The sequence below is a fragment of the Eubacterium ramulus ATCC 29099 genome (assembly GCF_000469345.1).
GTDB lineage: Bacteria > Bacillota > Clostridia > Lachnospirales > Lachnospiraceae > Eubacterium_I > Eubacterium_I ramulus.
This window is the reverse complement of record NZ_KI271077.1, coordinates 80,192-89,239: the sequence shown is the minus strand read 5'-3', so window position 1 is coordinate 89,239 and position 9,048 is coordinate 80,192. Positions and strand designations below refer to the sequence as shown.

Sequence of the window (9,048 nt, the reverse complement as noted above, 5' to 3'; positions counted from 1 at the left end):
GAAGTGGGAGTCTTCTCGACTGAGATAAAACACGCCGATGAAAATATCCTATCCCCCCCTACTCTACCACCCCGCATTCATTACATAAAACAAAACAACAACCTGCATCACAATTATCAGCGGCATTCCAACCGTAAAGTAGTCCTTTTGTGTCTTGTGTCGGAACAGATACATAGAAATGAGTCCGCCCACAGATCCGCCGGCAAATGATAATCCAAGCAGTGTCACGATTTTGATTCTGGAACGATTTGCTCTGGCATTGACCTTATCAATCGCAAATACGATAAATGTCACAAGATTCATGATCCCAAGATATATCAGCAATATCCGGTGTTCTGCAAAGAACTTCCAGAATGCAAATGTAAAATGCTCTGCATGATGTCCTTTGAAAATCAACAGCATAATCACCTGAATAATGAAAATGCATATAATAAACACCCGAGACATCATATTTTCTTTTTCCGCTTTCCTGTCAAAAAGTAAAATCATAAGCAGCATACCCGCCGAACCGCCAAGTAAAGATACCATCGTCACGATCACATCTATCCGCCCGTTTGCGGTATGTCTATACAAAAGCAGATTTATCAGATAGGCCAATGCACCTATTGCATTTACCACCAACAAATAATATTCCAATTTTCCAAATTCTATCATTTTTTCTCTGTTGCCTTTCCGGGAAAGAGTTTTACACCATTACAAACTTACAAGGTTCTCAAACAATGCCAATCGTGAAGTGGTCCTATGTCAAGATTTAGTACAAGTTAAAATGAGGTTTGCCATAATGAGATCCTCCTTCAGTGCGGTAACTACATAGTACCATAAAATTTGTAATTAGGGATTCTCATTTTGACTTTGTTCTCATTTCGACCTCCTGATCCAGCTACAGATCCATACGCCTTCAGGGCAATACCATAGTTAGTGATGCCTGCTGGTAATGGATAGTTCAGATCTTCGCACTTCTTGAATGCTCTCAAGAAGTCATTAACGCCAGACTTGCTGAAACCAATCTGACGAGCTATTTCGCTACCGGACATTGATAGCACGTAGTGTTTGATAATGATGTCCTTGTAATCCAACTGCATACATTATCCTCATCCCTGAGATGGCTACTATCATTATAAGGATTAGATTACACAGGTTGGTAGCAATTCGGCTGTTCAGAAACGGAATGCGACCGTTTTGCTCCGCAAATCCGGCCGTTTAGCTTCGCAATATGCAGTTTTCAATTTGCCCCTCAATAGATAGCCAGCGAGAAGGCTTATTTACTAACCCCCTCAATAATCTTGTTGAGCAGTAAGTCTGGAGTAAACAGGAGTTCCTCTCCCAGATTTAATATCTGATATCCAGCGGTTCGTAAATATCCTTCTATACGTTGCAGGTTTTCACGAAACCATTGAAGCCAGCGGAGCATGGTGTTGAAGGACAGATAATCCTCAGAGTCCAGGTCTTCCGGAAGGATAACTTCATCCAGAACATCAGCAATCACCTCTGCTTCGTAATGTTTATAGGGAACAAGACAGTTAGGAAGTTCATTGTAATAACTATGACAGTTCTGGCATCGGAACCTGCGGATCATCAGACGTTCCCTCGTTCCGCCCTCCTTTTTGCAGATGCGAGGACGGGAATCCCTGTAACGGAGCATTCCCTGACAGATAGGGCATATATGGGAGTTCTCACTGCTCTCAACAAAAAACACCGATATCCTCTTTGAGGACCAGTGTGTAATCTGATATAATAATCATGGTTTTTGACCATGGTCTCAGAGTACACGACTTGTCACGGTGGGTGCTCTGGGACCTTTTTCTTTCTGTAAACTAATGACAGTATACAGATCATTCCAGAGACAGGCAAGTAGATCAGTATTATGCTAATTTAAGGAGTCAACAACAACCAGAGATGGAAGAAAATCAACTGTAGTCATCTCACAATTTCCAGTCAGCACATGGTTCGATATGTTTGCCGATAACACCTACGCCGATGCATGTCTTACACGAATCACGGATAAGCACCATACGTATCGTCTGGAGATGAACGGTATAAATATGTGTGAAACAGAATGATGTAATCTAGCGGTACTTCGTACCGTTAAAAATGGAATAGCCGTTCCGCAGTAGCGGAACTGGCGTTCCGTTTAAGCGTAATTTGCACAGTGACCAGCAACACTCTTCGCAATGCACAGAAATGATGCAGAATGCACCATTTCTCGCCGTATGTCTCGGCATTTTCGTGCTTACAGCCCGAAAACACCTCGCGGAATAGTGACGTGTAAACAGTAACCAGAAATCTAACTTAGTGAAATATTATGTTTCCCAGCCTTTAGTATAGCCTCTACTTCCTCGTTTTCTAAAACATTCATATGCGCTAATCTATTTCTGGCATTTCTATATCGTTCAAGCTCGTTATATTCTGTCGAAGAAATGACAATATCGCCTCGTCCAACTAAATAAAATAAAGTACCTATTTCAACATCCTCTGGAATAGTCACTTTTTCTCCATAACTATTACTAATTGGAAGAATATTTTTTATTGCCCTAATATATCGCTTAACAAAATACTTTCTATAGCTTTCAATCAATGGAAAAATGTATTTCAATTGAGATTCCCAAATAGAGACCGTAATTTCTTCCTTACTTTTATTAAAAAAATAACGTTCACCATCACTTCTATGGCAACTTTCTATAATATCGTTGATAGTCTGATCCGGTAAACTCAAAAATTCCATTCCTCTCAAAACGCATGCTGCACATAATTCAACATCATCGCCGCAAACCGAAGATACTACTTCTGCTAAATAAGGACGCAAATATTCTTTACACCTTGTTTCTGATGATGCCAAGGCGCAAAATGCATATTTGTCATAATCTCCAATCTTTTGATTAAAAATAAGGTTCTTAATGCCCTTTTTACTTTTTCTTGCTATGGAATCATCATGAACTTCCATTATAAAAATACCAGGAGTTTTATCCTTAACATTTACATTATATTCAGCAACAAAATCAAGCCATTTATTAATTTTATCAGCTGGAATATCTGAAACCCAAATATAGCGATCATTCAACACCGTTTCCTGACATTTTCCAAGAAATTGAGCATAACTCATTCCATAACGATATGTCGCCCTTATTTCTTTTTTACAAAATCGTTCCAACAAATATGCTCCTGGCTCTTCCTCTGGGCATTTAATTTCTTCAAATTTATTTTTTGAATTCTCTATCCGAAGCCGATCACTAACAATGTCTATAAGTGTATTTCTCCACGGAATGGAATTTGGCAAGGAGAGCAGCATACTGCTCCCCTTAACCGTTTCTGTGACAATGCTTTCTAAAAATGAATGAACCTTGATAATGTAATTCCACCATATCTGTTCCATCATTAATCCTCCATATAGTTCATAAGCTCATCTTCAATTTGCTGAACAGTTCCCATCATCTGACAAAACTATGTCTTGTAAATCGATAACGACCATCACCTGTATGCTGCAAAACATTTAATTCACACATTTCTTCCATTAATGCTGCTAAGCTTTCACTATTTATGGCAGAAATTTTGCCAATTGAATATGTATCTGCCAACTCAATCAAATCACTCGCACTACAACCGTTCTGTGACTTATTTCCGTGATAATAATAGGCAACCAACAATGCAATAATGTAATAATAATCGTCTTCTCCAACTTTTAAGGTAATAAAAAATTTCTCACGAATATCCTGCTGTAATGATTGCTCCGCCAATACTTTTTTAATATGATCTTTCTTTACAATATATGGCGGTGTTTCACTTTCAGAATAACCCGCATAATCACGACGCATTGCCTCAATAAGTTTTGCACAATACAGCTGTAACAAACCAGGGAAATAGTTTGTTGTTCCGAAAATCGTTGAAATCAATACTTCTGTGTCGTTATCTTTAGGAAATCTAAAACCAAGATAAGATAACGCTACCTCCAACAGCTCTCTTGCCTCCATGGATTTAAACGGTTTTACAGTCAATGACTCCAAATGTGTAAGAACACTATTATTACCTAATGCAACTTCCCGTTTGAACCGAACAATATTACGTAATCCAGCTACCACAAATTTAAATCTACCTGAGCCGATACTTTGAATGTCTTTAAGTGCATCAAATGGTCGATATCCTACGCTTTCACAGCTTTCAATAAATACATCCGCTTCATCCATTAATAATAAAAGATACGGTATGTAATCCGTACTACTACGCAGACACTTCTTTATGTCCCGAGCAAGTTCGCTCCAATCATCGGTAATATGCTCTTCCTTCAGAATGCCTTCATCAAATAATGCAGCAGAAATTTTCTTGGCAGCTGCTTTGTAATCATTTCCTTTAATATCCACTAAAATGGCACGATCACCATTTTCGTCATGATCGATATCTTTTCTCGCCATTCTAAGCAAGGCTGATTTACCAAGCTGACGTCCACCATATACAATGTTTACACCTGTGGGCGATTCAATTTTTTCAAGTTCATATTTCCGTCCAATAAAAATTTCTGGAGGCATAACATCCGCAGATTTATCAATATATGGCTGATATGATGCGAAAGGCATTATAATTGACATAAGCATTCTGTTAATTGCTGTTTCTGAATAGTGTTTTGCCAAAAATACAAGAATGACTCTGTCAATAACAGCAAAAACCTTACCACTCATATCCGTTTTGGTTTTTCTTGCTAAGATTCTTCTGTCTGATGATGTCAAAGCATAATCAAGCAATACAATAGTATTCTTTGCATTTCCAACCTCTTTAAAAATGTCAATTAATCTAGATGCATCTGTCTTTCCGAAAATGCAAACTACTCTAAAGCCCTTCTCCTCTGCTTCTGATCCAAAAACAGAAATTGGATGCTTGTAATTACTCTTTCTGCCATTTTGAGGACGTTTAAGTACAACTGAATAGTTTTCGATCTTTCCAAGAATTGACTCTTCTTTATGCACTATCTCCAGATTAAATCCAAGTGCGTTCAGTAAGTTTTTCAGGGCTGACTCACCTACACCAGCACCTCTTGGCCACGTCTCTAACAATCGATTACCGCCTTTAATATCCTTGTTGGCCTTAGTTGTATTAACTAACGATTTGAGTGTTGCACCAGAATCTGCAGTCTTTCTATAGTTGATATCATATTCATCAAAGAATTTTTCCAAATAGTCTTCCTGTTGAACAGTCACATCCAAATCCAAATCATGTGTTATAACTCGGTTCAACAAATCTTCAGCTGCCGCATAATTCTGTTGCTCAATACGTTCTCTTATCTGGGCAACCGCTTTACTTATGAGTTCATCTTCCTCCCAAGAACCATTTTCCTTAAGATAAACATCTAAGCTCATTTGTAAATCATGCGCTCTAACCTGAGCATCATTTTTGATCTTCTTTCTGAACTCTTCAAGAATTTTCACAAAAAAGCCATAATTCTGAGTATCAATAGCCCATAAATACCAGACTTCCATAATCTGAAGAATCGCCTCTTTGCTATTTTCAACGGTATTATCTATCTGTCCATAACTTTGTGCTAACTCAATATCTTCAATAAACTCTTTTCTTTTGTTTTCTAGATCTCGCAATGGATATACGATCGCTTTTTCAATATTATATTTCTCATACTCTTCACTAGATAGGTTTTTACCTTGACAATCGAAATATTTAAGAATTAATGATGCACTGCCGTAATCATCATCACCTGCAAATATTTTTTGTAATCTATCCGAAAGATCTGTTTCATTTTCATCACAATGTGACTGGATTCTTGACATAATAGAAAAATCTGGAAGTTCAAGCACTTCATCTAATATTGGTAAAAAGTCTTCATCCAATAATACCTTATCGCTTTTTAAGAAATCGATATAATAGTATTTGTATGTGCCCTCCTTATACCCTCCAGACAAACGCTGTTCAAGTTCTCGTAATGTCTGTACTAAAACAATTTTCCCTGATTCTTTGCTTAACTCCATTGAGTTTGTTTTAGTCAAATCTTCGATCGACTTATTTATACTATTTAATAATGGTGTACGAATTTTTTTATAAGCATATAAAGAAGTATCCTCCGTGCTAGTAAATGAAGAATTCATAACAGATACATAATTACAAAGCGCAACTACAACTTTATAAACTTTTTTATAAAGATTCGTTCTTAAGCTACTCATCAAATCAGATGTTTTCTTAGCAACACGCATATTTTGTGAGGCCAAATCCCAATAAAAATCCAATGCAGAATTTATCTTTGCAGGATCAATATTTTCTTCGCAAATGGAAGCTTGATCTTTCACATATGTGATGGCAAGAAAATCTTTCAGCATATCCAACATATCTCTATCATCGTCAGAAACCACTTTCAGATATTCACACAAATCACTACCAGTACCTAAAAGAAGCTTTGTGGTTTCAATGAATCGTTTATGCGATGCATTTTCCTTTAAATTTCCGTTCCCATAGTTTTCATAGTATCCTTTTGCTTCGCGACGGATTTCAGCCAATCGTTTTTCCCAAGAGCCCCTTTCTTTTTCTCTATATTCAGCATAACAATCCACACCCTTGTGCTGTTCATTTTTGAATGTCATCAAATCATAAACAACCTTCTCAAGATTTGGATTTTCTTTGAATAAAGGGGTTTCACTCAACATAGAATACAACTGCTGAATTGAATAGTCATAACTATACTGGTCAAAGAAATAGTTTCGTAATGCAGCTGCAACAATATAATAATCCGAAATAGGTACCGTATCTCCATAAAAGACATTAAAAATTGTATCCGAGCTATATGTACACCTTTCCATAGGATCATTTACAGCATATGCCAGCTGACGATAAAATGGTTCAAAATATGGGTGTTGCTTAGCTAACGCTTTTAAATATGCCGAAGCAGCATATGTTTTCCCAGAAACAATCATTTTCTGATATGTAGAAATATACTTTTTTTTCTCTTCTTCCAAGATTGATGGTACCGCAGAATTAACAGTCTTCGTGGTTGCCTTATAGCTTCTGTTCCCTCCTGTTTCTTCAGCCTCAATTACAATCTCTTTAAGTAATCTAGTTTCTTCACTACTAGACTCATTTTCAGCAACACCATTTTTTCCTATCGTTTTGTTTTCGCCAGTATTTTCAGATTCTTCAAGTGAAACTGTTTCATCTTCCGATTGCTGTTTCTCCTTTTTTTCTTTCAAAATAGGTGGCTCTGCCGTTAAATTCTCATCATTTTCAATAGATTCCTTCGTTTCAAACAAAATTGGCTCTTTTGTTGCGATATCATACACAGAATTCTCAAATAATGTAGTATAACCAATATTTCTCAATTCGAGCGTAAACTCGCTTAATAACCAATTAGCTACAGTCTCTGCCTGTTCCAACGTATTTCCCGTAACAATTAATACATCTCCTGGATTAACTTTATCATTTACAGTTTCTTTAAATTCTTGTAATTGTTCAACATTTTCCGTCACTATTCCAGCGAACCAGTTAGTAATATCACTATCCTTGCCAGGATATCCTTCAACAAAATAATCTGTTGCCATTACATTCATCCTAATCACAAATTCATAATCAGGAACCAACTTACGTTGTTTAATGCTACTGTCAAAAGAAAGAAGACGCACAATTGACGAATTTGCAGTATCTTCAATTGGTTCACCATCATCTTGTGAAGATACTTTTTCTTTTATATTCTGATTAATAAAAGAAAGAGAATCTTTTGCTACAAAAGCACGTTCTCCACGTGGAGACAAAGTGAAAAACTCACCCATTTTATCAACTACATATCTTTTCAAATAACCAAACTGGTACAATTTTTCAGTAGAAAGTTTATAGCTTTCTGCTTTACCATTCTTCTTTTCTGTAATACTTTTTATTGAATACCCACAGCCCTTTAAAGCTTCAACCATACACTCAAGTTTTTCTTTTGGATACTGTTTTATGATATCATTTCTGAACTCTTTTACGCCAAATTTAGTTTCTGCCTTTGAACTCATTTGGACATGCAAAATAAAAGGCTTTTCCTTAACCAAGATTCCTTCATACTCTTTGCCAGCAACGTTATCAACCAGTTCAGGTTCTTCCATTTCAGATTCTTTCGATTCATTTTTTACCACATAATTGTTCTCATCCTTTTCTGTTTCGTCTACTGGTGATTCTGAAGTATCAAGCTCAACCGCCCCCTTCTCGGAACTATTGTTGGTAATTTCTACATTTAACACTTCATCATTTGGCTCTTTTATGGACAATGTGCCAAACTGAATACCCATAGCAATTTCTTCTTCAAAGCATGATGCCAATCTATACATTAAAGAAAACTTTTTCTTAGCATCTATTTCCCAGAATGCCTCTTGTAACCAAATATATGGTTTTCCTAACGACTGTAAATCATCACGTTCCATTGCATCAATGTTTAAGTTATTTAAAGTATTTTTTCTATTCTGCAAAATATTCTCTGTTTTTTCATCATCAGAGTGCAAAGACAAAAAGAATTTAATTCCATTTACATACCTATCATTTTCTTCGAAAACCTTCTTAGCTTCTTCCAATTCATTTTCGAGAACCACATATTTTGTATTGGGCTCACGACTATTAAGAGCTTCATATTTTGAAACAAACTCCGTCTGTTTTTCATTTATCTTCTCTAAATATGTCCTTATTTTCTCTCCCAAGCTAGTAGGAATAAATTCTTCAACATCTAAAATCTCTTTTAGACTAGAAATGCTTCTATTAAGATCCACTGTAATGGATCTCATATCCTTTAATAATTCTTGAAGCTCTAAAACCGTTTCTGATTTAGACAAATTTCTCAACTCCTTCTTTTGTGTAATTAATAAACTTTTTTTGGTAAATGCTTCTTACTTGTTGGTATTCTCAAACTGGCTTACTTTGGGATCTGACGAATATGCCGTTTTACACCATTACAAACTTACAAGGTTCTCAAACTTTTTTATCTGCTGAGATAATTTGTAGTTTGTTTTACACCATTACAAACTTACAAGGTTCTCAAACGACTGAATGGACGCAGAAGGGAAGGTTGTTGTTTTACACCATTACAAACTTACAAGGTTC

General features: G+C 36.3%; 5 protein-coding genes and 1 pseudogene. 1 reads left to right on the top strand and 5 read right to left on the bottom strand.

What is annotated here, in order from left to right; all coding sequences use genetic code 11:
- Positions 1 to 63 precede the first annotated feature (63 nt).
- From HMPREF0373_RS16270 to HMPREF0373_RS17130, 3 genes are all read right to left on the bottom strand, one after another.
- Positions 64 to 654 (bottom strand): DUF1294 domain-containing protein, encoded by a 591-nt coding sequence (locus tag HMPREF0373_RS16270; protein ID WP_021737696.1) that lies wholly within the window; start codon positions 652 to 654, stop codon positions 64 to 66.
- Between the two features lie 152 nt (positions 655 to 806).
- Positions 807 to 1,082: an RNA polymerase sigma factor sigma-70 region 4 domain-containing protein gene (locus HMPREF0373_RS01100; protein ID WP_021737695.1), complete on the bottom strand. Its 276-nt coding sequence runs from the start codon at positions 1,080 to 1,082 to the stop codon at positions 807 to 809.
- A 176-nt stretch (positions 1,083 to 1,258) separates the two neighbouring features.
- Positions 1,259 to 1,696, bottom strand: a complete 438-nt coding sequence (locus HMPREF0373_RS17130) for a DUF6431 domain-containing protein (protein ID WP_070103930.1) — start codon at positions 1,694 to 1,696, stop codon at positions 1,259 to 1,261.
- 208 nt (positions 1,697 to 1,904) lie between these two features.
- On the opposite strand from HMPREF0373_RS17130, the pseudogene HMPREF0373_RS17225 reads away from it, so the two are divergent.
- Positions 1,905 to 2,060, top strand: a pseudogene (locus HMPREF0373_RS17225) (ATP-binding protein); the annotation flags it as partial.
- Between the two features lie 224 nt (positions 2,061 to 2,284).
- Here the strand turns inward: HMPREF0373_RS17225 and HMPREF0373_RS01090 are convergent.
- On the bottom strand, positions 2,285 to 3,370 hold the full coding sequence (locus HMPREF0373_RS01090; RefSeq protein WP_044962525.1) for a hypothetical protein: 1,086 nt from the start codon (positions 3,368 to 3,370) through the stop codon (positions 2,285 to 2,287).
- Positions 3,371 to 3,425: 55 nt separating this feature from the next.
- Positions 3,426 to 8,780: a hypothetical protein gene (locus HMPREF0373_RS15835; protein ID WP_021737690.1), complete on the bottom strand. Its 5,355-nt coding sequence runs from the start codon at positions 8,778 to 8,780 to the stop codon at positions 3,426 to 3,428.
- Positions 8,781 to 9,048: the final 268 nt, after the last annotated feature.

Bases quoted from the DNA above. Each gene is read 5' to 3' on its own strand.
- HMPREF0373_RS16270 (WP_021737696.1), bottom strand. From the start codon at position 654: ATGATAGAATTTGGAAAATTGGAATATTATTTGTTGGTGGTAAATGCA.
- HMPREF0373_RS01100 (WP_021737695.1), bottom strand. From the start codon at position 1,082: ATGCAGTTGGATTACAAGGACATCATTATCAAACACTACGTGCTATCA.
- HMPREF0373_RS01090 (WP_044962525.1), bottom strand. From the start codon at position 3,370: ATGGAACAGATATGGTGGAATTACATTATCAAGGTTCATTCATTTTTA.